The organism is Microbispora sp. CL1-1, assembly GCF_012034195.1.
In the GTDB taxonomy this organism is placed as follows: domain Bacteria; phylum Actinomycetota; class Actinomycetes; order Streptosporangiales; family Streptosporangiaceae; genus Microbispora.
On record NZ_JAATEK010000012.1, the window covers coordinates 1 to 25,345 of the forward strand.

Sequence of the window (25,345 nt, forward strand, 5' to 3'; positions counted from 1 at the left end):
ACCGGGAGGTGCCGCCCGATACGACGTCCCGCCCGGAGACGTGCTCGCAGAGCCTTCCGGGCTGTCGCAGAGTCTTCAGGGCTGTCGAGTACGGCCCCATCCGTGAAGACTGGGAACGCGCCGCCGAGCGTCGCGGGTGCGGACTCTTGGACGAGTCGGGTGCCTGCCCCGGCGCTACTGCGCCCACGGATGAGGAACCGCGGTCGGCCCTGGAGATCGGTACGAACTCCCATCGCCAGCTCGTCCTGACGGGCGCTCCAACTTTGGAACGCAAACGCTCCTCGACGGCTGATATCGATGAGTAGTCATCCTGTGTGACCACTGACACTCCCACGACCGGGGAGGAGCCGGGCGCCTTCGACCTCGCAAGGGACGCGGCCCCGGGGCTGCCGCTGACGCTGGTGGAGCGGTGGAGGGCGAGCGGCCGTACCGCCGCCGACGCCCGGCGGCTGCTCGGCGCGCACGTCACGACCGGATACAGCGTGGTGTCCGACTCGGCCGGGCTGACCAGGCTGAGCCGCAGCCTCGGCCTGCTGGAGGTGCTGGCGCTCATCGACGGCCCGAAACGCGTCCTGCACGCGTACGGGATCGGCGTGGGCGGCCGGGCGATGGGCGTCTGGGCGGCGGACAACGCGCAACTGTTCCATCCCGCGACGACCGACGCGGGGACGCTGCTGTCGGCCCTGCTGCGAGCGCAGGACGAGATCGGGCGCACCTGCGGGATCCGCGTCGGCATCGGCGTCCACCACGGCGACTACTACGACCTGGACGGCGGACTGTACGGCGCCGAGGCCGACGCGGTCGAGCACCTCGTGGAGAACCACACCGAGGGCGGCGAGATCGTGGTCACCGAGGCGGTGGCCGAGCGGCTGCCGGCCGGCCACGGCTTCGTCCTGCGCCGCAAGGACGGGCATGGCTTCGTCCTGCGCCGCAAGGACGGGCATGGCTTCGTCCTGCGCCGCAAGGACGCGCACGATGGGCAGGCCAGGCTCCTGGGCGCGGTCTATCGCGTGCTCGACGGGCCGCGCGCCGGCGACGCGGCGACCGACGGCGGGTGGTATCCCATCCCCTATCCGGCCGCCTTCTACGAGGACCTGTTGCGCTTCGATCCCCGCGACGCCGGGTCGGCCGCGGCGCTCGCGGCAAAGCACCTGCGAGAACGGACGGTGGTCCTGGCCGAGCGCGGCGAGCCCGGGGCGGCGGCCGACGTACCCGAGGTGGCGCTCCTGACCGGGCTGGACCTGTCGGCCCGCATGCGGGAGATCGGGCTGCGCCTCCTGCCCGCGGAGGGCGCCGTCGAGGTCAAGGTCGCCGGTCCGCTGGCCATCTACCTGTTCGATGACCCCGGCGCCGCCGTGCCCTTCGCCCTGGAGTTGCGCGCCGCCCTGGCCGAGGCCGGGATGACCTGCCGCATCGGGCTGGACAGCGGGCCGGTGCTGTCCGGGCGGACGCCGGACGGAGGCCGCGACGTGGCCGGAGCGCCGGTGAATCAAGCGTCGAAGATGGCTCAGGACCTCGCCGCTCCCGGCGTCGTCTGCCTGAGCGAGGCGGTCGCCGCGCAGGCGGGCCTGGGCGGGTTCACCTGCGTCCAGCACACCGTCTCCGGCGTGGATCTGACCTTCTACCAGGGCTGATCGGCTCTACTTCCCGGTCGTTGTGAGCGCCTGGCCAAGCCACAGCACCGGCTCCGCGACATTGATCGGATGAGCCTCTCCTCGTATGCGCAGGGATAGGTGGTCCCCGTCGGCCAGGAGATTTTGCGAGTCGTCCCAGTCGAAGACATTCGTGCTCCTGTCGACGAAGAACCCGATGGATGAGGTGACGAAGAACTGGATACGCTCAAGATGGAAGAATCTTTCGAGGGCGGCGAAAACCAGATCAGCAGTACCGCTCCGCGAAATTTGGCACAATGCGTGGAACAGCGTCCGGGCGTCCTCGTCGCTCACCCGCGGAAAGCCGTACGGATCGTCGGGCTCGACGCTGACCAGGTGACGATCCACTGCCGTGTCGAACACTCGGCGATCGTCGAACTTGGTAATGCAGACCGCGATATGGTGCGGAAGCTTCCCATCCCTCACCTCGCCGGCGGCGAGCATCCGTTCGGCGAGCCGGGTGAGCGATGCATGCAGATGGTCGAAGGCATCTCCGATCTCGAATTCCCGAACAGGGTCGAAGAGGAAGAGGATGCCCCGGCTCTGAGCCAGGTTGTCCAGCAGCTCCCGTTGGCGCGAATCGGTTAGCCCTCCGTCGGCAGGCTCTTCCGCAGCGAAAAGACCCCCGGGTGCGTCGATCATGCTGACACGGATCCGACGCTCGGGGCCGATCTTCGGCTTACGACTCCACCACCTGCTCTGTTCCGCGCCGGGGCCGATCAGCATCCAGTGGTACTGCTCCAGGACGCTGCTCGCCTCGGGGAAGACCCTTTCATGCAGCAGCGCCCTTTTCATTTCGACGAGGTAATCGTTGGAGGTGGGGTCGGAACCTACGATTTTCCAGTTGTCCTTCCGGCGCATCAGGGCAATCGACAGGGCGGCCAGGAAGGTCGTCTTGCCGCTGCCAGGCGTGCCCCACATACAGATGCTGTGAGAGGCGGAAGCCGGAGTGGCCTGCACGGACGACGGAAGGTGGGTGATGGCAGGCGTCGTCCGGGGCGACGTGGAGGCGGGCGCGCCGGTGAACCGGGTCTCTGCTCGGCGCGGGGGGATGTCCAGGTCGCTCAGGCTTCGCAGCACTTCCGCATTCAGAAAGGCGAAAGGACGCCCTCTATCGGATCGTGAAGAGGTGACAGCGTCCGGTTCTTCGCCGAGCACCGCGCCGAAGGTCGCCGCGGCAGTGGCGACACTCGCCTGGATGCCGGTGGACAGCCGGTTGAGGACGTCGGCCGCGTGCCACGCCTCCGAGCGAGGCAGCAGCTGTAGCGCCGCCATCCGGGCCCGTTCGTCAATGAATTCGTAATGATCTCCACTCACATGCCGAAACAGGCCGCTGAGCAGCACCTCCGCGAGATGCTGAGGTCTGGATCGGGGCAGCAGCGCCCGTTGAAGATGTCTCATGACGGGAAGCGCTGGCGTGGATACGGCGACGTAGCCGGCCAGCCGCACCGCCTCAGGAGAGGCGGTGGCGCGGAAGCGCAGCACTCGGTCCTCGAGGTCGATGGACCGCTCCTCGTCCACCCTTTGCGCCAACGAGCGAGGGCGTGCCGAGACGTACGTCATGGCCGTGGCCACCGTGTCACCTCCGGCGACGAGGCGAGCCCAGTCGCCGATCCAGGCGGGATCCAGCTCGACCACGGGCAACGGGATTCCACTCGCCGGCGGGGTCTCCTCGAAAGGGCGGAAATGGAGAGTGGTGTTGGGGCCGCACGGCTTGCCTTGCGCAGCGAGGCCGGGGATCACCGGAACAGCGGTCCGCCGCCACAGCCTCTCGGGAAGCGGCTGCAGAACAGCTGTCGCGTTGCGCCGGGCCCACATTTGCACCACGGGCTGTGCCGTGCCCTCCCACCAGTGCCGCCCGGAACAGTCGGTCAGTACGAGCACGACGCGCCGACCGGTCGGATCGACCAGGGCCGCCGGGCTGCCCGGGGAGGCGTCCGGGCCGAGAGCGATTCGGTCGCCGACGAGATATGAGACGTGAATGTCACGGAAGGCGCCGACCTGGCCGAGAACGGCTCTCAGTTCGCCGACCATAGGATGCCAGGGCCGCATGGTAGGTCCGGTGTCCACGACCAGCGCCAGGTCAAGCCAGCGTTCCGGAGCACCTCTCATCACCGGGATCCACCGGCCCGTCCGCGCGATCTCCGCGGCGGTGGCGGCCTCGTTCATGACGTTCCGGACGCGTGACGGGACGGTCCGTTTGAGAGGGCGCAGAGCGCGCTGGATCGGCAGACTATGCCTGACCATCGGCGCGTCCGGGACCTGGATCCGGTGAACATCCCCGCTGGGATCATCGGCGGGTAGCTCCAATCCCAGGGCGAACTCCGTCGTCGCAGTCTCCGGCGCCGTCTCGGCCGTCCACGATGTGGCCGAGTGCGGATCAGCCGGTGCTTCGAGAGAAGGGTGTGCAGCCGTGCGGCCAGATACATCCACAGAATCTGATTCGGGAGACAGATGCGCGGCGAGCCACAGCACGTCGGACAGTTCCTGGGCCGACATATCCAGGCCGGTCCGGGAAAGAACGTCGCTCAGCCGGTCAATCGTCATCGTCGGCGACGCCGGAGTTCAGATGCGGCATGAGCCGTTCGGCCAAAGCCAGGCGGTCGACCCCGTGGTCCCGCGCCGCGTGGTGGGTCAGATAGATCGCGTGGAGTAGTTGATCGGTGGCCAGCTGACCCTCCGTCTTCCGAGAGAGGAACAGTTGAATCAAGTCCTCGCTCTCGTCGCTCAGCTCGCCGAGTTGCGCTCTGACGATCTCCCTCAGCTTGTCGCGGTCCGGCTCGGGCAGCGCCAGCCTCACGCATCGACGTAGGAACGCGGCGGGAAACTCTCGCTCGCCGTTGCTGGTCATGATGACCAGCGGGAAGGCCCGGCAGCCGATCACACCGTCCGTCACCGATGCGGTCCTGCCATCGGCGGTCGAGACCCGGTGCGTCCGCCGTTTCTGGCGCGCGAGCTCCGGGATCTCGTACCGCCCCTCCTCGAAGATCGTGAGCAGGTCGTTGGGCAGGTCGATGTCGCTCTTGTCGATCTCGTCGATGAGCAGGACCCGCGGCCTGCACGCGGGCAGCAGAGCGGTCCCGAGCGGTCCGAGGCGGATGTATTTGCCGATCTCGTCGTCGTCGGCGTCGGCGTGCGCCCGCCCGCTCTCCCTGTCGTACAGGCGGGTGAGCGGGTCGTAGCTGTACAGGCCGTCGGCGAGCGTGACCCTGCTCGTGATCGCCCAGTACAGGACCGGCCCGAGTCGAAGTTCCCGAGCGACGGCGTGCGCGAGGGTGGACTTGCCCGTGCCGGGTCTGCCGGTCACCAGCAGCGGCCTGCGAAGGTAGAGCGCGGCGTTCACCTGCTCGACCGCGCCGGGATCCGGCCGGTAACTCCTGGCCTGGTGCTCGTGCGTCGGGTCGATCTCCGGGAGCTCCCCGGTATCATCCGGCACCACGCCCTTGAAGTCCCGCCACGGTGGCGGGGGTGGCAGCCTCCCGATGTCGCTTTTCGCGTCGGGAACGCCGGTGTAGACGTACCAGTCCGCCATGCGCTACTCCTCCACGAAAGTGGGCGGATCGGGAATTCGCGTGGGGTCGTCCCAGATGAGAGTGAGCCGCGGCCCGCAGTGGGCGTGCGTGGGGTCGAAGCGCAAACGGCGCACTACTTCCGGCAACTCGTGATAGCCGTTCGCATCTATCAGCGTCGCGAAGGCGTCCAACGACCCGTACGGGCACTCGCCGGGAGCAGCCCCTTTGCAGGAGGACCGAGGCCACACCATCACCGGCACCCCGGCGTTGAGGCCCTTGTGCAGTATGGTGCTGTCGGGCACACCGGAATAGACGATCACGCATGCATCCTTATCGCTGAGGAGCCGCCGGTAGAACTCGTCCGGATCAAGAAGGGAGCAGTCAGCCTTTTCAATCTTGACCGTACGGTGGAGATGCTTGAAGCGGTTCCTCCACTGATCCTGGAGAATGTAGTTACCGAGACGTGCGACGTCCCGGACCACCACACGATAGGTCGCTATCGGGATCTCCTCTTCCCGGCACGCGTACCACTCGTCCACATGCTCGCTGAGGATCAGCGAGCGCGGCAGCACGAACTCGATCAGTGGGTCGTCCCGGCCGGCTCTGCTGATCCTCGCCATCAGAGAGTTCAGCGCCGACTCCACCTCCTTACGGAACCTCTTGCGGGTCACCGTCGTCGGCGCGCCCCCCGGATAGGGTTTGTCGTCGATGAAATGGGAGAAGCTGAGTTCGTAGCCGCCCTTGGTCTTCGTGTCGAGCCGGATGACGATGGAAGAGATCCCGGGCCGTGACGCGGGAGGCTCGAGATGCCGGTCCATCCAGACCCGCAGCGCTTTCACGGCTGGGCCGCCGGACGTTTTCGAGATGAGCGCCTGGAGGAACCTGCCCAGGCGGTCGTCGTCGTAGAGATCCTCGGCGACATACCGGGTCGCGTGCCACACGGACCGGAACACGGGCGGTGCGATCGCCGGATGGAACTCCGCCTCGACGAGTTCGGTCAGGTTGGCGTCCGTGTCGATGCGGCGCAGAATCGACCGTAGCTTCCGGCGGGCCTCGCCGCCGAGCCAGCCGAGATCGAGGAGGTCGTCGAGGTCCTCCCAGTATTTGCGCACCTCGGTCAGCGGGATCATGCGTCCGGTGCGACGGTCCTGGCTCGCTGACGCGTCGCTGATCATGCCATAGACGTGGCCGGTGACCTCGTCGAACACGCCAGCGCCGCTGAATCCGGCACGAGGCGTCTCGGCGTGACCGGTGGCCGCTTCCACATGGAGCCATTCCCCGATGCCGGAGGCCGAGCCGGTCCGCAGCCGCATGACGGCGCCGAACGGCCCGGCGTCCGGAGGGAAGCCGTGCACCGCGAATTCGGCCCACGCCGGAACCCGGAGAGACAGCCTGGCCGGCTCGATCGCGACGTCGGCGGCGAGGCTGAGCACCGCAACGTCCCCCGGGTCGCCGGGCTGCCGCCATGGGCCAGCGCAGCCGAGGTCGGCGGGCAGATCCTGAAGGTCCGGCCGGTCGGCCTGGACGAAGCTGACGCGGATGCTCGAGCAGCCGCTGACCACATGGGCGCACGTGAGTACGTGACGGGCATCGACCAGCAGGCCGGCTCCGGTCACGCGCCTGCCATTTCTCGTGCCGTCGACACGGGCGTGCCAACTGTGCGTCATTGACTACTCGCGTCCGGAATCAGCCGGTTTCTCAATCCACTTCAGCTTTACGGTCAAATGTCCCTCTGCGGCACTTTTGGCGATAATCGCACCTGCCTCGGTGGCTAGCTTCACACCGAATTCGACCTCGACCTCCTGGGGGCCCTCGGGAAAGTCGCGAAAGGCGGCCAGCGCCGTCCTCGCCGCGTCCCGGACCCCGTGCAGGGCCTTTTTGAGGCCTTCCGCCGACTGGTACACGACCCGCTCGCCGCAGGCTCCCGCAGGAGCCCATGTGTCCGCGATTTCCTCGCCGGTCTCCACGATGACGGACTCGCCGTCGATCTCCCAGCGCACAAGCTGATCGGCCACTGTCCCTCGCTCACGCTCCCCGTTTCCGTAATGCAAAGTAACAAGAGCGCGAGGTGTTCGGCAGTACGGCCGGAAACTATTTCATGTCACGATTTCGGCGCTGAGGACGTGAGCAGCCGGTCGAGGACGCGGACGCCGAACTCCAGGCCCTCGACCGGAACGCGCTCGTCGAGACCGTGGAACATGCCGAAGTAGTCGAGGTCGGGCGGCAGCAGCAGCGGTGCGAAGCCGTAGCCCCTGATGCCGATCCTCGCGAACCACTTGGCGTCGGTGCCGCCGCTCATGACGTACGGCACGGGCTTGCCGGCCGGGTCCTCGGCGAGCAGGGCGGCGGTGAGCTTGTCGAACAGGCCCTCGACGGGGGAGGAGACGGCCTCCTCGAAGCTGACGAACTCGCGGGTGACCTTCGGGCCGAGCAGCCGGTCGACGGTCTCCAGGAACTCGTCGCGCTGTCCCGGCAGGAACCGGCCGTCCACGTGGGCCTCGGCCGTGCCGGGGATGACGTTGACCTTGTATCCCGCGTCCAGCATGGTCGGGTTGGCCGAGTTGCGCAGCACGCCCTTGAACAGGGCCGCCGCGCGGGGAATCCGCTCGATCTCCTCCTCCAGCCGGTCGAGGTCGATCGGCCCGCCGAGCGCCCGCGACAGCTCGTCGATCAGCCGGGCCACCTCGGGCGTCAGCCGCACGGGCCAGGAGTGGTCGGCGAGGCGGGCGAGGGCCCGGGCCAGCTCGGCCACGGGGTTGTCCACGGCCGGCTTGGACCCGTGACCGGGCACGCCGCGCGCCGTCAGGCGCATCCAGGCGGTGCCGCGCTCCCCGACCGCCACCGGGTAGATGCGGACGTCGTTCTCATACCAGGAGAAGCCGCCCGACTCGCTGATCGCCTCCGTGCAGCCCTCGAACAGCTCGCGGTGCCGCTCGATCGCGTGACCCGCGCCGTACTCGCCGGTGGACTCCTCGTCGGCGAGGAACGCCAGCACGAGGTCGCGCCGGGGACGCACGCCCCTGCGGGCGTTCTCGCGGGCCCACGCGAGGGTCATGGCGAGCGTGCCCTTCATGTCGACCGCGCCCCGGCCGTGCACGCAGCCGCCGTCGATCTCGCCCGAGAACGGGTGCGTACGCCACTCGGCCGGGTCGGCGGGCACGACGTCGAGGTGCCCGTGCAGGAGCAGCGCGTCGGAGCTGTCGCCGGGGATGCGGGCGACCACGCTGGTGCGGCGCGGCGCCGACTCGAACACCACCGGCTCGATGCCGACCTCGGAAAGCAGGGAGGCCACATATTCGGCGGCCCGCCGCTCGCCCGGCCCGTCGCCGGACCCGTCGTTGGTGGTGTCGATCCGCAGCAGCTCCGAGCAGATCTCGCCGACCTCGCTCATGCCGACTCCTCGCCCGACGGCTCGAAGTCGCATGAGCGAATCGCGCCGTGTCCAAGATTGCTCACTGCGCCTCCCCCTTGTGGAGCGTCAGCGGTGGCACCTCGGGCGTGGGGAAGCCGAAGACGATCCCGTAGAACGCCAGCTCCGCCTCCAGGGCCCGCACGATCGTCTCCTCGCGCCGCCACCCGTGCTGTTCTCCCTCGAACGTAAGGTAGGCCCACTCATGCCCGTGACGGGCCAGCGCGGCGGCGAAGCGCTCCGACTGCGCGGGATCGACCACCTTGTCCTCCAGGCCGTGCAGGAGCAGGGCCGGGCCGGACGCCCGTTCCGCGTGCAGCTCGGGCGATCTGTCCGCGTAGCGCTGCCGGGTCTCGGGCAGCGGGCCGATCAGCCCGTCGAGGTAGCGCGACTCGAAGTCGTGCGTCTCCGCCGCCCAGTGTTCGGGGTCGGAGATGCCGTAGTGGGACACCGCGCCGCAGAACACGTCGCTGTGGACGAGCGCGGCCATCGACGTCCAGCCGCCCGCGCTGCCGCCCCTGATCGCCACCTTCTCGGCCCGTCCGCTGTCCAGCAGCCACCGCGCCACCGTCTCGCAGTCGCGCACGTCCACCACGCCCCAGTTGTGGCGCAGCCGCTCGCGGTAGGCCCGGCCATAGCCGGTGGAGCCGCCGTAGTTGACCTCGGCGACGCCGATGCCCCTGCTGGTGAAGTAGGCGATCTCCAGGTCGAACACCGGCGGCGCCGAGCTCGTCGGCCCGCCGTGCACGAACACCACGTACGGCGCGGGCCCGCCGTCGTCCGACCGGGCCGCCGGGGCGTACAGGTGCGCGTGGACCCCCTCGACGGTCACCGCCTCGGGTGTGGGCAGCTCGGCGTCCTCGGGCACCGGCTTGCCGGGGGACAGCACCTCGTGCGCCCCCGTGTCCAGGTCGACCCGCACCACCTCGTACGGCCGGTGGGGCGAGCCCGCGACCCCCACGACGTTGGAGCCCCGGGCCGACAAGGCGGGCGCCCAGTTGGTGTAGCCGCCGCCGACGTCCCTGATCGAACCGGTGCCCGCCGGGTCGTCGGCGACCCCGAGCCGCCGCTCGTCGGCCGTGCCGTACACGGTGGCGATCCGCCCGTCCGCGACGGCGAAGAACGTGGCTCCGATCTTCCAGGTGGCGTCGCCGAACTCCAGCGGCACCGGGGTCAGGTCGCGCGTCGTGCCGTCCAGGCCGACGAGGTGGATGTTCCACCAGCCGGTGGGGTCGGTGACGGCGTACAGGCTCTCGTCGTCGCGCCACTCGGCCTGGCAGGTGGACGCGCCGGACAGCAGGACGCGGTGGGGACCGCCGTCGACGGATCCGACGCACAGCTCGGTGGCGTCCCAGGGCATGTCGGGGTGGTTCCAGCCGATCCAGGCGAGCGACCGGCCGTCCGGTGAGACGCGCGGGTTCATCAGGAAATGGTGGGTCTTCACCACACTGCGCAGGGGAGAGCCGTCGAGCGGCACCGCGACGATGTCCCGCTCTCCGCTGCGGGCGTCGCCCCGCTCGCGTACGCACCACACCTCGCCGCCATGGACGACGAGGTCGGCGTAGCGGGCGGGCTCGTCGGGGGTGAGCGGAACCGGCTCCCCGCCGGGGGAGCACACGTAGATCCGGCCGTCCGCCCAGTTGGTGAACACCAGGCGGCCCTCGTGCGCCCGCCAGGACCGTCCGCCGTACTCCATGACCCGGTTCCTGGCGTTCCAGCCCGGCGGGAGCACGTCCTCGATCACGCCGTCGGCCCTGCGCCGCACGACGCAGCGCCGGCCGCCCTCACGTGGGCGCGGCTCGTCCCACCAGACCTCGTCTCCCGAGATCTCCACCCACAGCGGGCGGTCGTCCACCCTCGCGACGTCGACGGCCCTGATGGTCACCAGTTCCCCCCGGATTCTGGAAGCGGAGTGCCGGGAGGATGCACGATGTGCGCGATCCCCCCGCTGCTCGTGGCGCGCAGCCAGACGCTCTCGAACGCCGCACGCGGGTACACCCGCCGCACGCCGTCGTCGTCCGGCGCGGCCGGGTCGTTCGCGATGACGTCGCCGTCGGCCGTGAAACCCGTGACGACCATGATGTGCCCGCCCGTGGAGTATCCGGCACCCGGCAGCTCGTGATCGCGGAACGCCTGAGAGGTGATCACCGGGATTCCGGCGGCGATGAACCGCTCCAGCTCGGCCAGCGAGCGCAGCCGCGTGACGAAGCCGTCCAGCCCGTACCGCCCGGCGTACGCGACGCCGAAGGGCCAGTTGCCGGTGCCCTGGTAGCTGTGGTCGTACATGTCGCGCGCGGCGTGGTCGACCGCCGGGCACGGGTCGCCGGGGGTGACCCAGGCGAGGTCGGCCGGCGTGGGCCCGCGCCCCCAGTAGTCCAGCACCATCGTGAACGACGCGGGGCTGCACCACGACTCCCCGCCGCCGTCCCACTGCGGGTAGTGCCCGGTGTGGGCCTTCTGCGAACGGCGCGGGACGTCGAGCTCGACCGCCCGCAGCCCCGGCGGGCCGCCTCTGCCTGCCTGCCCCACGGCCGAGGCCATCACGGCCAGCGACCGCACGGCGCCGCCGCTGCCGTACAGGGTGGCGCGCACGCGGTAGGAGGTGACGGGGCGGGCCGCGACGAAGGTGTCGACGGCGACGTCCCCGTCGGCGTCACCCTGGCCCGGCAGCGACGTGCGGTGGATGTCGGCGTCCGTCTCGGCCCACCGGCCCATGACATACCACTTGGTCAGTTCGCCGGTGACGGTCCGTGCCTGGATCTCGATCTCCAGCCAGGCGCCGGGCGGCGCGGCGGCCGTCCACGACGGCACCAGCTCGGTGGCGGGGAAGCCGATCTCCCGCTCGGGGGACGTCCAGCGGAGGTAGGGCCACTCCCGCTCGCCGCCCGGTGCGAACGGATCCAGATATTTCGCCTTCCCCGTCTCCTGAGCCTCGACGGACCACCGGTGGAGGACGACGGGGCTCACCTGGGGGCTCGGTCCGGCCGACAGCAGGGTGACCACCTCGCCGATTGTTGTTTCCGCCCCGACCTGGCGCATCGGATGGTTTACGTATCCGACACATTCGGACAGTACGGTATCGGCCGCTCTGGTCGGTGAGAGGTAGCCCGGGCCGGTCAGAGGTAGCCCGGGCCGGTCAGAGGTAGAGACCGGTGGCGGGGGCGGGCTCGGACGCGACGGCGGGACGGCCGTCCCGCAGGGCGAACAGCTCGGCCAGCGTGGCGCCGCCCGGACCGGCGCCTTGGGCGCGGCCCAGCCACTCGGCCGCCTGCCCGGCGTCGAACCGGCCGACCTCGATCTGCGCCAGGCACCGCCCGGGCCGTACGACGGCCGGGTGGAGCCTGCTGAGGTCCTCGTTGGTCGTGATGGCCACGAGCACGTCCCTGCCCTGGCCGAGCAGCCCGTCGGTCAGGTTGAGCAGGCGCGACAGGCCCTGGCCCGTCGACTGCTTGGCCTCGGCGCGGATCAGCTCGTCGCAGTCCTCCAGGACCAGCAGCCGCCAGCGCGGCTCCTCGTCGTCGCCCGGGCCGTCCCAGCCGACGGCGACGTCCATCAGGTAGCCGGGGTCGTTGAACAGCAGCTCGGGGTCGAGCACGCAGTCGACCTGGCACCACGGCGCCCACTCGCGCGCGAGCGTGCGCAGCAGCGTCGTCTTGCCGGTGCCGGGCGGGCCGTGCAGGAGGACCAGCCGGCCCGTCACGTCGGCCGCCGTGGTCGCCATGAGGGCGTCCAGGCGGCCGGTGGCGGCCGTGGGGTAGTTCCTCCTGATCTCCTCCCAGGAGGAGGTCGTGATGGGCTTGGCGGAGCGGTGCGGCCCGTGGCTCGACCGCCACCAGAAGCCCATCCGCACGTGGTCGGCCTCGGGGGCGGCCTCCTCCGCGTCCCTGGTCGCCTGCTCCAGGACCGAGCCGGCCAGCTCCTCGGTCACCGCCGTGGCGGTCAGCGTCGCCGACCGGTTGGAGTTGCGGACCACCCGCAGCGTCCATCCCTCGCCCGCGATGAGCCGGGTCTCGTACCCGTCGGTGTGCTGGGCGACCCGCAGCAGCCGGCCGCCCTCGGCGGTCAGCGGGGCGTCGGCGCGGACCCGGCCGAGGCTGGTGGTGCGCGACCAGGGCTGCTCGCCGGTCGCGAACGGCGACAGCGCCAGGGCGTCGATGACGTCGGCCGGGCTGTCGGTGTCGTCGAGCCAGATCCGCATCGGCACCGGCCGCGGCGGCGTGGAGTGAGGAGAGAAGTCGACCTCCTTGACAACGGACATACCGCGATGATCTCCGCGGGCGCATCGCTCTGTCGAATGGATTTATAGGCGTATTCAGTTTCCAAGCCGTTTAAGCGGTTTCTTGTGGGCAAAAGGCAGTACCTGTTGGCGTGTTACCGCTACGCTCGGTATCCAGTCGTACGGTTTTCAACGGAGAGCACTGTGGCCATCGATCTCGTGTCCCGCGCTGAATGGGGCGCGCGTCCACCCAGAGGCTCGTACTCGTCGCTGTCCTCCACGCGCGGCGTGAAGGTGCACTACACCGGCGGCCGGGTGGACCCGGGCATCGTCGGCGACCATGCCAAGTGCGTGGCCATGGTGAAGTCCATCCAGAGCTTCCACATCGACGGCAATGGCTGGATCGATATCGGCTATTCGATGGTGGCCTGCCCGCATCGGAAGGTATTCGTCGGGAGAGGACCGGGACACCTGCCGGCCGCCAACGGACCCGGCCTGAACTCCGGCCACTACGCGGTGCTCGGTCTCGTGGGCAACGCCGGCCTGGTCCAGCCGACCGACGGCATCCTGCACGCGATCCTGGACGCGGTGGAATATCTGCGTGCCAAGGGCGGCGCGGGCAAGGAGATCAAGGGCCACCGCGACGGCTACTCCACCGACTGCCCCGGCGACCCGCTGTACGCCTGGATCAAGAAGGGCGCGCCACGTCCCGGCGCCACCCAGCCGCAGCCGGACCCCGAACCCGAGCCCGCGCAGAAGTGGCCCGGCCGCCTGCTCAGGTATCCACCGGTGATGCGCGGCGACGACGTGCGCACCTGGCAGGCCCGGATGAAGGAGCTCGGCTACGACATCGTCGTGGACGGCGCGTACGGCCCCGACTCCCGCGACGTGTGCCGCAGGTTCCAGAAGGACCGGCGCCTCGACGTGGACGGCATCGTCGGTCCCATCACCTGGAACGCCGCCTTCGCCAAGTCCTAGTCACACGGTCACCAGTCAGATCACGGTCACCAGACGACGCCGGGGCTCTCCGCGCCGCCGCCGAAGGCCGAGGTGCCCGTCTTCCGCCACCGCTGCCGTACGTCGTGATAGCCGCCGGTGTGCGGAGCCGTGGCGGTGAACGGACCACAGCTGACGGTCGCGCCGTCGCCGGCGGGTGAGACGCCCGAGCAGATGAACGGCTGCGAGACGTTCTGCTCCGCCGTGCTGTCGTAGAGCTGGATGTGGATGTCGGACCGTACGGACGCGGCACCCCTGATCCGGCCCATGAGATAGAAAACGTCGCCCACCATGGCGAAGCAGGGCGACATCTCCGTGCCCATCGCGTCGCCGACCGAGATCCAGGACCGGCACTGCCACTCGGGGGTCTGACGGGCGCGCTTCGCCTCGTCCGCGCCGCGTTCTTCCGTCGCCACGGCCTCCGACCGGCGCGGCCGGGGTGATGCGGCCGCCCTCCGCGTGGGAGACGGCCGCGTGGCGGGCCGCTGTGTGGGCGACTGCGCGGGGCGCGGCCGGGCAGGCGGCGTGGAGGCCGCCGCGCCGGGATCATGCCCAGGACTGCGCCGCGCCGCTTCACGGGTGCGGCGGTGCGACGGCTCGGCCGATGCCGGTGTGGAGACGGGGGTCGCGGGAGGCGCCGCCGGCCGCCGCGCCGTCGTGCCGGCCGCTCCGTCGCTCGCCCCCGACCGCCACGGGGACAGGACGGCCAGGACCGACGCGGTGAGCGCCAGGGCGGTGGCGCCCGTGACGACGGAGACCAGGCGCCGCCGTGAGCCCCGGCCCCGCGTCGACGCCATGGTCTCCTCATCCGCCGCGGCACCGGAAGGCCCGGCCGCATCGACCGGTCCCACCGGGGTGGCGGGGGTGTACGGTCCCGCCGGTTGCGCGGGGGTAGCCGGAGAGGCCGGAATGTCCGGTCCCGCCGGTCCCGTAGGAGCGGCCGGGGTGCCAGGGGTGGCTGAGGGTACGGTCTCCGAGGTGGCGGACGGCGGATCCGACCACGCGATCGGCGGCAGGGCGGGCAGGCCGGCGAGCGACGGCACCGCGTCGCGCAGCGCCGCCGCCACCTGCGCCACATCGGGGCGGCCGGCGGGATCCTTCGCGACACAGGCCCAGACGATCTGCCACAGGGCGTCCGGCATTCCGGGCAGCCGCCGGGGCACGGCCGTCGCGTGCCGCCGCAGCACCACCATCGGATGGTCGGCGACGTACGGCGGGCGCCCGGCGAGCAGCTCGTAGAGGATCAGCCCGATCGCGTACACGTCCACCGCCGTGGTGGGGGTGCCTCCCTCGGCCACCTCCGGAGCGAGGTAGGTGGGCGTGCCGATGATCGAGGTGGTCTGGGTGAGGCCCGGCCCGTGCAGGATGCGGGCCACGCCGAAGTCGGTGAGCCGGACGCGTCCGGTGCTCTCCTCGACCAGGATGTTCCCCGGTTTGATGTCCCGGTGGACGACGCCCTCGGCGTGCGCGGCCCCCACGCCGTCGGCCACCTGGGCGAGCAGCCCGGCCGCCTCGGCCGGGGGCAGCGTGCCACGCCGCTGCAGGAGGGTGCGCAGGTTCCACCCTTCGACCAGGTCCATCACCAGGGCCAGACGCCGGCCCTCGACCACGAAGTCGCGGATGGCGACGATGTTGGGGTGCCGCAGCGACCGCATCACGTTGCGTTCCTGCACGAACCGCAGGACCAGGTCCTGGTCGTCGCCGAGGCCCTCGCGCAGCAGCTTCACCGCCACCGTCTCCCCGGTGTCGCGGTGCCGAGCCCGCCAGACGCTGCCCATCGCGCCTGCGCCTATCTCGTCGAGCAGCACGTAGCCGCTGCCGAGCGACGCCCCGGCCCCGTCCGCGCTCATCGTCCCGCCCTCCCGTCCATGACCGAGATCACAATACTGAGGAAGATCGCCGCTATGCCCCGAACGGAGTTGTCCACATTGCGGACCCCGGGGCTCCGCGGCGGGGCCACGGCATCTAGCATCCGGTTCATGACGGTGCCGCCTGTTGAACTCGACGACCTCGCCGATCCCGCGGCGGGATTCCCACAGGCCACGCGGGAGCAGTGGAGGACGCTCGCGGCCGAGGTGCTGCGCAGGTCGGGCTGGGAGGGTTCGCCGGACGAGGTCGAGGCCGCCCTGACCACCACGACCTACGACGGGGTGGCGGTCGCACCGCTGTACGACGCCGCCGACGTGCCGTCCGCGCCCCGGACGACGCGCATGCCCGGTCCGTGGGACGTGCGCCAGCGGCACGCCGACCCGGACCCGGCCGCGACGCGGGAGGCGATCCACGCCGACCTGGAGAACGGCGTCACGTCCCTGTGGCTCGACCTGAACGCCATCGACCCGGCCGCGCTGCCGGCCGTGCTCGACGGCGTCCTCCTCGACCTCGCCCCGGTCGTCCTCGACGCCGGCCCGCGTACGGCCGAGGCGGCGGAGGCGTTCCTGCGCCTGGCCGAGGGGGTGGCGCTGCCGGGGGGCAACCTGGGCGCCGACCCGATCGGGCTGGCGGCCCGCACCGGCGCGCCCGTGGACACCGGCGCCGCCGTGGCGCTCGCCCGCCGCTGCGCCGCCGGCCACCCCGGCCTGCGGGCGATCACGGTCAATGCGCTGCCGTACCACGACGCTGGCGGCGCGGACGCCGAGGAGCTCGGCTGCTCGGTCGCGACCGGCGTCGCCTACCTGCGGGCGCTGACCGACGCGGGCCTGACGGCCGAGCAGGCGTTCGGGCAGATCGAGTTCCGCTACGCCGCCACAGCCGACCAGTTCCTCACGATCGCCAAGCTCCGGGCCGCCCGGCGGCTGTGGGCGCGGGTCGCCGAGGTGGTCGGCGGGCCGGGGGCCCAGCTCCAGCACGCGGTCACCTCCTCGGCGATGATGACGGTCAGGGACCCCTGGGTGAACATGCTGCGCACGACCGTCGCCTGCTTCGCGGCCGGAGTGGGCGGGGCCGACGCGGTGACCGTCCAGCCGTTCGACGCCTGTCTCGGGCTGCCCGACGCGTTCGCCCGCCGCATCGCCCGCAACACCCAGTCGCTGCTGGTGGAGGAGGCGAACGTCGCCCGCGTGGCCGACCCGACCGGCGGCTCATGGTATGTGGAACGGCTCACCGCCGACCTCGCCGCCCGGGCCTGGGCGTGGTTCCAGGAGATCGAGCGGGCCGGTGGGATGGCGGCCGCGCTGGAGCGGCTGGTCCCCGAGCGGCTGGCGGCGACCAGGGCCAGGCGCGCGGACGCCATCGCCCACCGCCGCGACCCGATCACCGGGGTCAGCGAGTTCCCCGACCTGAAGGAGAGGCCGGTGTCCCGGCGGCCCGGCCCCGGGCTCGCCGTCACACCGGCCGTCAAAACCCGAGCCACACCCGCCGTCACACCCGGCCCTGCGTCCGGCGGTGCGTCCGATGGCGGGCGTGGCGGCCTGCCGGTGACGCGCTACGCCGAGGAGTTCGAGGCGCTGCGCGACATCGCCGACGCCCAGCCGAGCCGGCCCACCGTGTTCCTCGCCACGATCGGGCCGGTCGCCGCGCACACCGCGCGGGCGACGTTCGCCGCCAACCTGTTCGCGGCGGGCGGCGTCGCGACCGTCACCAGCGGCCCCGGCACCGACCCGGACGCGATCGCCGCCGCCTTCCGCGACTGCGGCACCCCCGTGGCCTGCCTGTGCTCCAGCGACCGGCTCTACGGCGAGCACGCCGCGGCGGTGGCCGCGGCGCTGCGGGAGGCCGGGGCGCGCACGGTGTGGCTGGCGGGGAAGGGGGAGTATGAGGGGGTGGACGCCACCCTGTACGCCGGCTGTGACGCGCTCGGGGTGCTCCGCGCGACGTTCGACGATCTGGGAGTGGCTCGATGATTCCAGACTTCTCGGAGATTGACCTGGGGTCGAGCGCCGTGGCGCCGGACGTCCACCCCGGTGCCACGGCGCGAGATGACGCGGCGCGAGATGACGCGGCGTGGGATGACGCGGTGTGGGAGACCCCGGAGGGCATCGCGGTCAAGCCGCTCTACACGGCGGCCGACCTGGAGGACGGCCCGTCCCTCAGGACCTACCCGGGCATCGCGCCGTTCCTGCGCGGCCCCTACCCGACGATGTACGTCACCCAGCCGTGGACCATCCGGCAGTACGCCGGGTTCTCCACGGCCGAGGAGTCCAACGCGTTCTACCGGCGCAACCTGGCGGCCGGGCAGAAGGGCCTGTCGGTCGCCTTCGATCTCGCGACCCACCGGGGCTACGACTCCGATCACCCCCGCGTCGCCGGTGACGTCGGCATGGCGGGCGTGGCGATCGACTCGATCTACGACATGCGGCAGCTCTTCGACGGCATCCCGCTCGACCGGATGAGCGTGTCGATGACGATGAACGGCGCGGTGCTGCCGATCCTGGCGCTCTACATCGTCGCGGCCGAGGAGCAGGGCGTCACGCCCGACAAGCTGGCGGGGACCATCCAGAACGACATCCTCAAGGAGTTCATGGTCCGCAACACCTACATCTACCCGCCGGGCCCCTCGATGCGGATCATCTCCGACATCTTCGAGTACACCTCCAGGAAGATGCCGAAGTTCAACTCCATCTCGATCTCCGGCTACCACATCCAGGAGGCCGGGGCGACCTGCGACCTGGAGCTCGCGTACACGCTGGCCGACGGTCTGGAGTATCTGCGCGCGGGCGTCAACGCGGGGCTGGGCATCGACGATTTCGCGCCGCGCCTGTCGTTCTTCTGGTGCATCGGCATGAACTTCTTCATGGAGGTCGCCAAACTCCGCGCCGCCCGGCTGCTGTGGGCCCGCCTGGTCAAGGGCTTCGGCCCGGAGAACCCCAAGTCGCTGTCGCTGCGCACGCACAGCCAGACCTCCGGATGGTCGCTGACCGCACAGGACGTGTTCAACAACGTCGTGCGGACCTGCGTCGAGGCGATGGCGGCCACCCAGGGGCACACGCAGTCGCTGCACACCAACGCCCTGGACGAGGCGCTCGCGCTGCCGAGCGACTTCTCGGCGCGGATCGCCCGCAACACCCAGCTCCTGCTCCAGCAGGAGTCGGGCACGACGCGGGTGATCGACCCGTGGGGCGGCTCCTTCTACGTCGAGACCCTCACCCGCGAGCTGGCGCGGACGGCCTGGGGCCACATCCAGGAGGTCGAGCGGGCCGGCGGCATGGCCAGGGCCATCGACCAGGGGCTGCCCAAGATGCGCATCGAGGAGGCGGCGGCCCGCACCCAGGCCCGCATCGACTCGGGCAGGCAGCCGGTGATCGGCGTCAACAAGTATCGCCCCGAGGCCGACGAGCCGATCGAGGTGCTCAAGGTCGACAACACGGCCGTGCGCAACCAGCAGATCGACAAGCTGCGCAGGCTGCGCGAGGAGCGCTCGGCCGACGCCGTCGCCCAGGCGCTGGAGGCGCTGACCAAGGGCGCGGCCGGCGGGGAGAACCTGCTGGAGCTCGCGGTGAACGCCGCCAGGGCCAAGGCCACGGTCGGGGAGATCTCCGACGCGCTGGAAAAGGTCTTCGGACGGCACGCCGCGCAGATCCGTACGATATCGGGCGTGTATCGCGCGGAGGTGGGCGACGCCGCGGATCGGGTGCGGGAGGCGTGCGCGCAGTTCGAGAAGGCGGAGGGCCGCCGGCCCCGGATCCTCGTCGCGAAGATGGGCCAGGACGGTCACGACCGGGGCCAGAAGGTGATCGCGAGCGGCTTCGCCGACCTCGGGTTCGACGCGGACGTCGGCCCGCTGTTCCAGACGCCCGAGGAGGTCGCCCGGCAGGCCGTCGAGGCCGACGTGCACGTGGTCGGGGTCTCCTCGCTGGCGGCCGGGCACCTGACGCTGGTGCCCGCGCTGCGGCAGGCGCTCGCCGACCTCGGCGCGGACGACATCATGATCGTGGTCGGCGGGGTGATCCCCCCGGACGACGTCGAGGAGCTGCGCGCCGCGGGCGCCTCGGCGATCTTCCTGCCCGGCACGGTGATCGCCGACGCCGCCCTGGAACTGCTGCGCGAGCTGTCCGCCCGGCTGGGCCATAGATGACCGTGCCGGTGATCGAGGACTACGTCAAGGGCGTGCTGTCGGGTGACCGGCGGTGGATAGCCCGGGCCATCACGCTGGTGGAGTCGACCAGGGCCGATCACCGGGAGATGGCGCAGCGGCTGCTGGTCGAGCTGACCCCGCACGCCGGCAAGGCCCGCAGGGTGGGCGTGTCCGGGGTGCCCGGGGTCGGCAAGTCGACCTTCATCGAGGCGCTCGGCACCTATCTAACCGGGCAGGGGCACCGGGTGGCCGTGCTGGCCGTCGACCCCTCGTCGCGGCGCTCCGGCGGCAGCATCCTGGGGGACAAGACCCGGATGGCCCGGCTGTCGGCCGACCCGAACGCCTTCATCCGGCCTTCACCCACGGCCGGGACGCTCGGCGGCGTGGCGAAGGCCACCCGCGAGGCCATCGTCGTCGTCGAGGCGGCGGGATACGACATCGTGCTCGTCGAGACGGTCGGGGTCGGCCAGTCGGAGACCGCGGTCGCCGACATGGTCGACACCTTCGTCCTGCTCACCCTCGCCCGTACGGGCGACCAGCTCCAGGGCATCAAGAAGGGCGTGCTGGAGCTGGCCGACGTCATCGCGGTCAACAAGGCCGACGGCGAGCACGAGACGGCCGCGCGCAGGGCGGCGCGTGAGCTGTCCGGGGCGCTGCGGCTGCTGCGCTCGGACACGCCCGTGCTGACCTGCAGTGGTCTGACCGGCGCCGGGCTCGAGGAGCTGTGGGCCCACGTCGTGCGCCACCAGGAGGGCGCCGACCTCGCGGCCCGGCGCAGCCGCCAGCAGGTCGAGTGGACCTGGGCCCTGGTCCGGGAGCGGCTGCTGGCCATGCTCCACGACGCCACCGCGGAGATCGCGCCCGACATCGAGCGGCAGGTCCTCGCCGGCACCCTCACCCCGGCGCTGGCCGCCGACCGCATCCTGGCGGCCTTCCTGGCCGCGGACGCCTCTCATGACACCCGGGGGATCACCTTTCCTCCCGAGTGAGAGAGATCGCTACCCGTGTGACCGGGAATGCACTGTTGCACGTTTCCCCCGGCCGGAACCGTGCCACGATGTGGCCGCTTTCGACTACGGGGAGGTGCGATGAACCACGATCCGATGATGCCGCCGCAGGTGGAGCGTGCTCTGCGGGAGTATCGGGCGCTACTGTCCGCGCACGGGATCACCTGGGGAGAGCCGCCGCTGGGCTACGTCCGGATGATGCCGTTCCTCCGGTTTCCTGAGCAGGCCGAGCGGATGACTCTGCGGCCCGACCTCGACGCGGAGTTCCGCGACACCCTGGACGGCGAGGTCCCCCGGGGGCTGGCGGCACTGCGGCTGACCACGGACGGCCACCGCCTGGAGCACCGCCTGGATCACGGCCCGGCCCGGCCGGTGGTGTCGCCGGGGCCTGTGCCGGTCATCCTGCTGGTCGACTCCGCGCTGCCGCACCCGGTCGAGGTGACGGCCGACGGCGTGCCGTACGGGATCACGGCGGGCGGGGCCAGGCTCCTCGACGTGACGACCGCGACCACGCTCACGGTGGACGGCGAGGTGGTGGACCTGTCGGGGCTGGCCCGGCCCGCGCCGGCCGCGCGGCTGCGGTTGCGGGCGGGCTTCCCGTGCCGGTGGAGCGTCACCTCGGCCGGCGGCCAGGGGTGGTATCCGGAGGGAGCGCCGGAACGGCGCGACAACGACGATCAGCCGTTCTTCCACGGCGACGACGTCGTGCTCGCCGTGCCCTGCGAGCCCGTCACGATCCGGGTCACGCGCGGCATGGAATATGACATCGCCGAGACGACGGTCGTCCCCAGGACGGGGGAGGAGACGCTGGTCGGGCTCGCGCCGCACCGGCTCTACGACGCCGCCGCCCGCGGCTGGTACGGCGCCGACCTGCACGTCCACATGAACTGGGCGGGCGACCTGGTCGCCGCACCGGCGGAGGCGGCCGCCGCGCAGCTCGGCGAGGACCTGCACGTGCTGAACCTCGTCGCCGGCAACGTCGCGGGCGCCCGGGTCTACGACCGGGAGGCGCTCCAGCACTGGGCCGGGCGCGACCTGCCGTGGTCGGACGCCGGGTACGTCGCACGGATGGGCGTGGAGTATCGCAACGACCTGTTCGGGCACGTCCACGTCTTCGGGGTGGCCGCGCCGCCCGCCGTCTATCACACGGGCTTCGGCGCCGACGCCGACTGGCCGCCCAACGCGGCGGTCTGCGGCGACCTGCGGGAGCCGCGCGCGGTCCTCGGGTACGCCCACCCGTTCCACGGCCCGGTCTCCTCCCCCGAGGACGTGGCCGGGGACGGGAGGAGGAACTGCACCGGCCGTGCCCTGGTGGTGGACGCCGCGCTCGGCATGGTCGACGGCGTCGAAGTGTTGCACTTCAGCGACAGGTCGTCCGCGCCGGGGACCGCCGAGGTCTACCGGAGGCTGGTCGGCGCGGGCAACCGGCTCGCCGCGCTCGCCGGGACCGACACCATGCTGTCGTTCACCCGCCAGGACACGGTCTCCAGCCCGCCGGGCTGGGAGCGCGTCTACGCCCGCGTCGACGGGCCGCTCAGCGCCGAGTCGTTCGCCGAGGCCGTACGGCGGGGCCGGACGTTCGCCACCACAGGCCCCTGGCTGGAGCTCACGGTGGACGGCCTGGGGCCGGGGGAGACGCTCGACCTCGCGGGCGGCGAGACGGTCGCGGTCCGGGCCAGGGCAGTCGGGCCCGAGGTGGAGCACATCGAGATCAGGACCGCGGGCGGCGTGCTCGCCGAGGGCCCGGGTCACGAGATCACCGCCTCGCTGCCGGTGACGGACGCCGGCTACGTGGTCGCCGTGGCCCACGGCGGCCCCCACCCGCGTGCTCCGCGCGGGCGCGCGTACGCCCACACCAGCCCGGTCTACCTGGACGTGCGGGGACGGCACGTGGCACGGGAGGAGGACGTGCGCTGGTGCCTGCGGTGGCTCGACCTGCTCGACGAGCTGGTGCGGGCCAGGGCCCGCCTGCGGACCCGGGCCCAGCTGCGCGATCACCTCGACCTGATCGAGAAGGCCCGCGCGGTGTACGAATCCCGCCTGTGCTGAGCCCCGTCTGTGATCCTCGGCTCGGCACGGCAGGCCGAGGGCGGGCGGGGGCGCGTCAGGCGAACAGCGCGCGGCCCCAGTAGTCGCCGCCGTCGACCACGCCGGGCGGGCAGGCGAACAGGCCGCTGGAGACGTGCTTGATGTACTCGTTCAGCGCGTCCTTCTGCGACAGCATCCGCTGGATGGGGACGAACTGCTTGCGGGGATCGCGCTGGTAGGCCATGAAGAACAGGCCCGCGTCCAGCCGCCCGAGGCCGTCGGAGCCGTCCACGAAGTTGTAGCCGCGCCGCAGCAGCCGCGCGCCGCCGTGGGCGTCGGGGTGCGCGAGCCGTACGTGCGCGTTGCCGGCGATCACGGGCGTGCCGTCCGGGCCCTTCTTGGCGAAGTCCGGCGCGTCGAACTCCTTGTGCCCGGTGAGCGGCGCGCCCTCGCCCTTGTCGCGGCCGAAGATGGCCTGCTGCTCGGCCAGCGGGGCGCGGTCCCAGGTCTCGATGTGCATCCTGATCTTGCGGGTCACCAGATAGGTGCCGCCGTCCATCCAGGCCGGGCCGTCGCCGGGCGCGGCCCAGAGGTAGTCGCGCAGCATGGCGGTGTCTTCGAGCTTGAGGTTGTTGGTGCCGTCCTTGAAGCCCATGAGGTTGCGCGGCGTCGCCTGCGACCGCGAGGTGGACGAGGTGCGGCCGAACCCGAGCTGCGAGTAGCGGACGGAGACCTTGCCGAATCCGATCCGCGCGAGGTTGCGGATGGCGTGCACCGCCACCTGCGGGTCGTGCGCGCACGCCTGCACGCAGATGTCCCCGCCGGAGATCTCGGGCTGCAGGTCCTCGCCGGGGAAGGCCGGCAGGTCGGCCAGCGCGGGCGGCCTGCGGTCCGCGAGGCCGAACCGGTCGTCGAACAGCGACGGGCCGAAGCCGACGGTCAGCGTCAGGCCGGAGGCGGGCAGGCCGAGCGCCTCGCCGGTGTCGTCCGGCGGCGCCTCGGGCGGCCCGCCCACGGCGCCGAACGTGCCGGCGTCCTTGCCCTGGGTCATCCGGGCCGCGGCGGCGGTCCACTCCTGGAGCAGCTCCACGAGCTCGGCCTTGTCCTTCGTGATCACGTCGAACGCGACGAAGTGCAGCCGGTCCTGGGCGGGAGTGGTGACGCCCGCCTGGTGCGGGCCGTAGAAGGGCACAGGGTCGGAGGTCGAGGCCGCGTGGGCGACCGGCTCCTCGGCGAACGAGCGTGTGACGACGGCGCCTGCCCCGACGGCGGCCACGCCCGCGGCGCCCAGGCCGAACAGCCGCCTGCGGCTGATCCCCCTGCCCTCGGAGCGGGCCTCGGAGTGGACCTCGGGCCGGTCCTCGGAGCCGCGCGCGGTCATCCGGCCACCACCGAGGCCACCTTGCTGATCGGCTCGGCCAGGGCGTTGATCGCGTCGGACAGCGCCTTGAGGTCGCTCTTCGACAGCTCCGTGTGCAGCTTCCAGCCGTCGCCGCTGCGGTGCGCGGCGAGCGCGTTCTCGGCGTCGGCGAACTTCGCGTCGAGCGTCTTCACCAGATCGGCGTCGCGCTCCTCCAGCACCGGGCGCAGCGCCTGGACGGCGGCCTTCGAGCCCTGCAGGTTGGCGTCGAAGTCCCACAGGTCGGTGTGCGAGTAGCGGTCCTCCTCACCGGTGATCTTGCCGGTGGCCACCTCGTCGAGCAGCCCCTTGGCGCCGTTGGCGAGCTGTACGGGGGACAGGTCGACCGTCGCGGACTTCGTCACGATCGTGTTCACGTCGGTCATCAGCTTGTCGGCGATGGGGCCGTCGCCGCCGACGTCCTTCTTGACCCACAGGTCCTTCTCGATGCGGTGGAAGCCGGTCCACTCCTCGCCGTCGGCCACATCGTTCTCCCGCGCGTCGATGGCCGGGTCGAGGTCGCCGAAGACCTCGGCGACCGGCTCGATCCGCTCCCAATAGGTGCGGGCGATCGGGTAGAGCTCCTTGGCCTTGTCCACGTCGCCGGCCTTGACGGCCTCGGTGAACTCCTTGGTCTTGTCGAGCAGCGTGTCGGACTGGCTCTTGATGTAGCGCTTGTAGCTGGCGACGGCCTCGGCGAGCTGGGCGTCCTCGGCGAGCGGCTTGTGCTCGCCGCTGACCTTGAGGGGGCCGCGGATGCCCTTGCCGGTCATCCCGGGCTTGCAGGCGGTCTCGTACACGCCCGGGGGAAGCTCCACCACGACGTCGCGGGTCAGGCCGGGCACGATGTTCTCGACCTCGCCCATGACCCGGTCGCCCGCCGCGTACACGTAGAACTCGGTCACCTTCGTGCCGTTGTTGGTGATCGAGAAGGTCGAGGTGCCGGCGGCCAGGTCGGACTTCGCCACCTTGCACTCGGTGTCGGTGGCGGCCACGGCGATCTTCCCGTCGCCGGCCGCCGTCGCCTCGGTCGCGGTGCCGGTGCCCGTGGACGAGCAGGCGGTGAGGCCGGCGAGGGCCAGCGCCGCGACGGCCAGGACGGTGGGGGTGCGCATG

17 protein-coding genes are annotated in these 25,345 nt (G+C 71.3%); 6 read left to right on the top strand and 11 right to left on the bottom strand.

The annotated features are described in order from the left end of the window. Window positions 1–314: 314 nt before the first annotated feature. Window positions 315–1,634 (top strand): family 3 adenylate cyclase, encoded by a 1,320-nt coding sequence (locus HCK04_RS16650; RefSeq protein WP_142648251.1) that lies wholly within the window; start codon window positions 315–317, stop codon window positions 1,632–1,634. Window positions 1,635–1,640: 6 nt separating this feature from the next. Here HCK04_RS16650 and HCK04_RS42425 read toward each other — a convergent pair whose 3' ends face one another. From HCK04_RS42425 to HCK04_RS16690, 8 genes are all read right to left on the bottom strand, one after another. Beyond that, window positions 1,641–4,199 (bottom strand): SAV_2336 N-terminal domain-related protein, encoded by a 2,559-nt coding sequence (locus HCK04_RS42425; protein WP_240971504.1) that lies wholly within the window; start codon window positions 4,197–4,199, stop codon window positions 1,641–1,643. After that, window positions 4,189–5,184 (bottom strand): MoxR family ATPase, encoded by a 996-nt coding sequence (locus HCK04_RS16660; RefSeq protein ID WP_142648252.1) that lies wholly within the window; start codon window positions 5,182–5,184, stop codon window positions 4,189–4,191. Before HCK04_RS16660 ends, HCK04_RS42425 begins: the two co-directional genes overlap by 11 nt. 3 nt (window positions 5,185–5,187) lie before the next feature. Further along, entirely contained in the window at window positions 5,188–6,831 is a 1,644-nt protein-coding gene (locus HCK04_RS16665) for a trypsin-like peptidase domain-containing protein (RefSeq protein ID WP_142648253.1), read from the bottom strand. 3 nt (window positions 6,832–6,834) lie between these two features. After that, the gene (locus HCK04_RS16670; protein ID WP_142648254.1) at window positions 6,835–7,179 is read right to left on the bottom strand and encodes a CU044_2847 family protein; all 345 of its coding nucleotides are present in this window, start codon (window positions 7,177–7,179) and stop codon (window positions 6,835–6,837) included. Between the two features lie 86 nt (window positions 7,180–7,265). Further along, the gene (locus tag HCK04_RS16675) at window positions 7,266–8,555 is read right to left on the bottom strand and encodes a M20/M25/M40 family metallo-hydrolase (protein WP_142648255.1); all 1,290 of its coding nucleotides are present in this window, start codon (window positions 8,553–8,555) and stop codon (window positions 7,266–7,268) included. A gap of 61 nt (window positions 8,556–8,616) precedes the next feature. Continuing rightward, window positions 8,617–10,458, bottom strand: coding sequence for a prolyl oligopeptidase family serine peptidase (locus tag HCK04_RS16680; RefSeq protein ID WP_260617299.1), 1,842 nt, complete (start codon window positions 10,456–10,458; stop codon window positions 8,617–8,619). Continuing rightward, on the bottom strand, window positions 10,455–11,576 hold the full coding sequence (locus HCK04_RS16685) for a C39 family peptidase (RefSeq protein WP_260617300.1): 1,122 nt from the start codon (window positions 11,574–11,576) through the stop codon (window positions 10,455–10,457). Before HCK04_RS16685 ends, HCK04_RS16680 begins: the two co-directional genes overlap by 4 nt. Before the next feature lie 133 nt (window positions 11,577–11,709). Next, window positions 11,710–12,831 carry a DUF5925 domain-containing protein gene (locus HCK04_RS16690; protein ID WP_142648257.1) on the bottom strand — a complete coding sequence of 374 codons (1,122 nt, stop codon included), beginning with the start codon at window positions 12,829–12,831 and terminating at the stop codon, window positions 11,710–11,712. 162 nt (window positions 12,832–12,993) lie between these two features. Between HCK04_RS16690 and HCK04_RS44215 the strand changes: the two genes are divergently transcribed. Further along, window positions 12,994–13,767, top strand: a complete 774-nt coding sequence (locus HCK04_RS44215) for an N-acetylmuramoyl-L-alanine amidase (RefSeq protein ID WP_142648258.1) — start codon at window positions 12,994–12,996, stop codon at window positions 13,765–13,767. Window positions 13,768–13,793: 26 nt separating this feature from the next. Here the strand turns inward: HCK04_RS44215 and HCK04_RS16700 are convergent, their stop codons facing one another. Further along, on the bottom strand, window positions 13,794–15,635 hold the full coding sequence (locus HCK04_RS16700) for a serine/threonine-protein kinase (RefSeq protein WP_142648259.1): 1,842 nt from the start codon (window positions 15,633–15,635) through the stop codon (window positions 13,794–13,796). 129 nt (window positions 15,636–15,764) lie between these two features. Between HCK04_RS16700 and HCK04_RS16705 the strand changes: the two genes are divergently transcribed. From HCK04_RS16705 to HCK04_RS16720, 4 genes are all read left to right on the top strand, one after another. Beyond that, window positions 15,765–17,624 carry a methylmalonyl-CoA mutase family protein gene (locus HCK04_RS16705; RefSeq protein ID WP_142648260.1) on the top strand — a complete coding sequence of 620 codons (1,860 nt, stop codon included), beginning with the start codon at window positions 15,765–15,767 and terminating at the stop codon, window positions 17,622–17,624. Beyond that, window positions 17,621–19,795, top strand: a complete 2,175-nt coding sequence (scpA, locus tag HCK04_RS16710) for a methylmalonyl-CoA mutase (protein WP_142648261.1) — start codon at window positions 17,621–17,623, stop codon at window positions 19,793–19,795. The genes HCK04_RS16705 and scpA overlap by 4 nt, the downstream gene beginning before the upstream one ends. Next, window positions 19,792–20,784: a methylmalonyl Co-A mutase-associated GTPase MeaB gene (meaB, locus tag HCK04_RS16715; protein ID WP_142648262.1), complete on the top strand. Its 993-nt coding sequence runs from the start codon at window positions 19,792–19,794 to the stop codon at window positions 20,782–20,784. Before scpA ends, meaB begins: the two co-directional genes overlap by 4 nt. A 99-nt stretch (window positions 20,785–20,883) precedes the next feature. Next, complete coding sequence (locus tag HCK04_RS16720; protein ID WP_142648263.1) at window positions 20,884–22,851, top strand: CehA/McbA family metallohydrolase; 1,968 nt, start codon at window positions 20,884–20,886, stop codon at window positions 22,849–22,851. 55 nt (window positions 22,852–22,906) lie between these two features. Here the strand turns inward: HCK04_RS16720 and efeB are convergent, their stop codons facing one another. Both efeB and efeO read right to left on the bottom strand, forming a co-directional pair. Beyond that, window positions 22,907–24,211 carry an iron uptake transporter deferrochelatase/peroxidase subunit gene (efeB, locus tag HCK04_RS16725; RefSeq protein WP_142648264.1) on the bottom strand — a complete coding sequence of 435 codons (1,305 nt, stop codon included), beginning with the start codon at window positions 24,209–24,211 and terminating at the stop codon, window positions 22,907–22,909. After that, window positions 24,208–25,344, bottom strand: coding sequence for an iron uptake system protein EfeO (gene efeO / locus HCK04_RS16730; RefSeq protein ID WP_142648265.1), 1,137 nt, complete (start codon window positions 25,342–25,344; stop codon window positions 24,208–24,210). The genes efeB and efeO overlap by 4 nt, the downstream gene beginning before the upstream one ends. Between the last annotated feature and the right edge of the window lies 1 nt (window position 25,345).

Bases quoted from the DNA above. Each gene is read 5' to 3' on its own strand.
- HCK04_RS42425 (WP_240971504.1), bottom strand. From the start codon at position 4,199: ATGACGATTGACCGGCTGAGCGACGTTCTTTCCCGGACCGGCCTGGAT.
- HCK04_RS16660 (WP_142648252.1), bottom strand. From the start codon at position 5,184: ATGGCGGACTGGTACGTCTACACCGGCGTTCCCGACGCGAAAAGCGAC.
- HCK04_RS16665 (WP_142648253.1), bottom strand. From the start codon at position 6,831: ATGACGCACAGTTGGCACGCCCGTGTCGACGGCACGAGAAATGGCAGG.
- HCK04_RS16675 (WP_142648255.1), bottom strand. From the start codon at position 8,555: ATGAGCGAGGTCGGCGAGATCTGCTCGGAGCTGCTGCGGATCGACACC.
- HCK04_RS16690 (WP_142648257.1), bottom strand. From the start codon at position 12,831: ATGTCCGTTGTCAAGGAGGTCGACTTCTCTCCTCACTCCACGCCGCCG.
- HCK04_RS16700 (WP_142648259.1), bottom strand. From the start codon at position 15,635: ATGAGCGCGGACGGGGCCGGGGCGTCGCTCGGCAGCGGCTACGTGCTG.
- HCK04_RS16705 (WP_142648260.1), top strand. From the start codon at position 15,765: ATGACGGTGCCGCCTGTTGAACTCGACGACCTCGCCGATCCCGCGGCG.
- scpA (WP_142648261.1), top strand. From the start codon at position 17,621: ATGATTCCAGACTTCTCGGAGATTGACCTGGGGTCGAGCGCCGTGGCG.
- meaB (WP_142648262.1), top strand. From the start codon at position 19,792: ATGACCGTGCCGGTGATCGAGGACTACGTCAAGGGCGTGCTGTCGGGT.
- HCK04_RS16720 (WP_142648263.1), top strand. From the start codon at position 20,884: ATGAACCACGATCCGATGATGCCGCCGCAGGTGGAGCGTGCTCTGCGG.
- efeB (WP_142648264.1), bottom strand. From the start codon at position 24,211: ATGACCGCGCGCGGCTCCGAGGACCGGCCCGAGGTCCACTCCGAGGCC.
- efeO (WP_142648265.1), bottom strand. From the start codon at position 25,344: ATGCGCACCCCCACCGTCCTGGCCGTCGCGGCGCTGGCCCTCGCCGGC.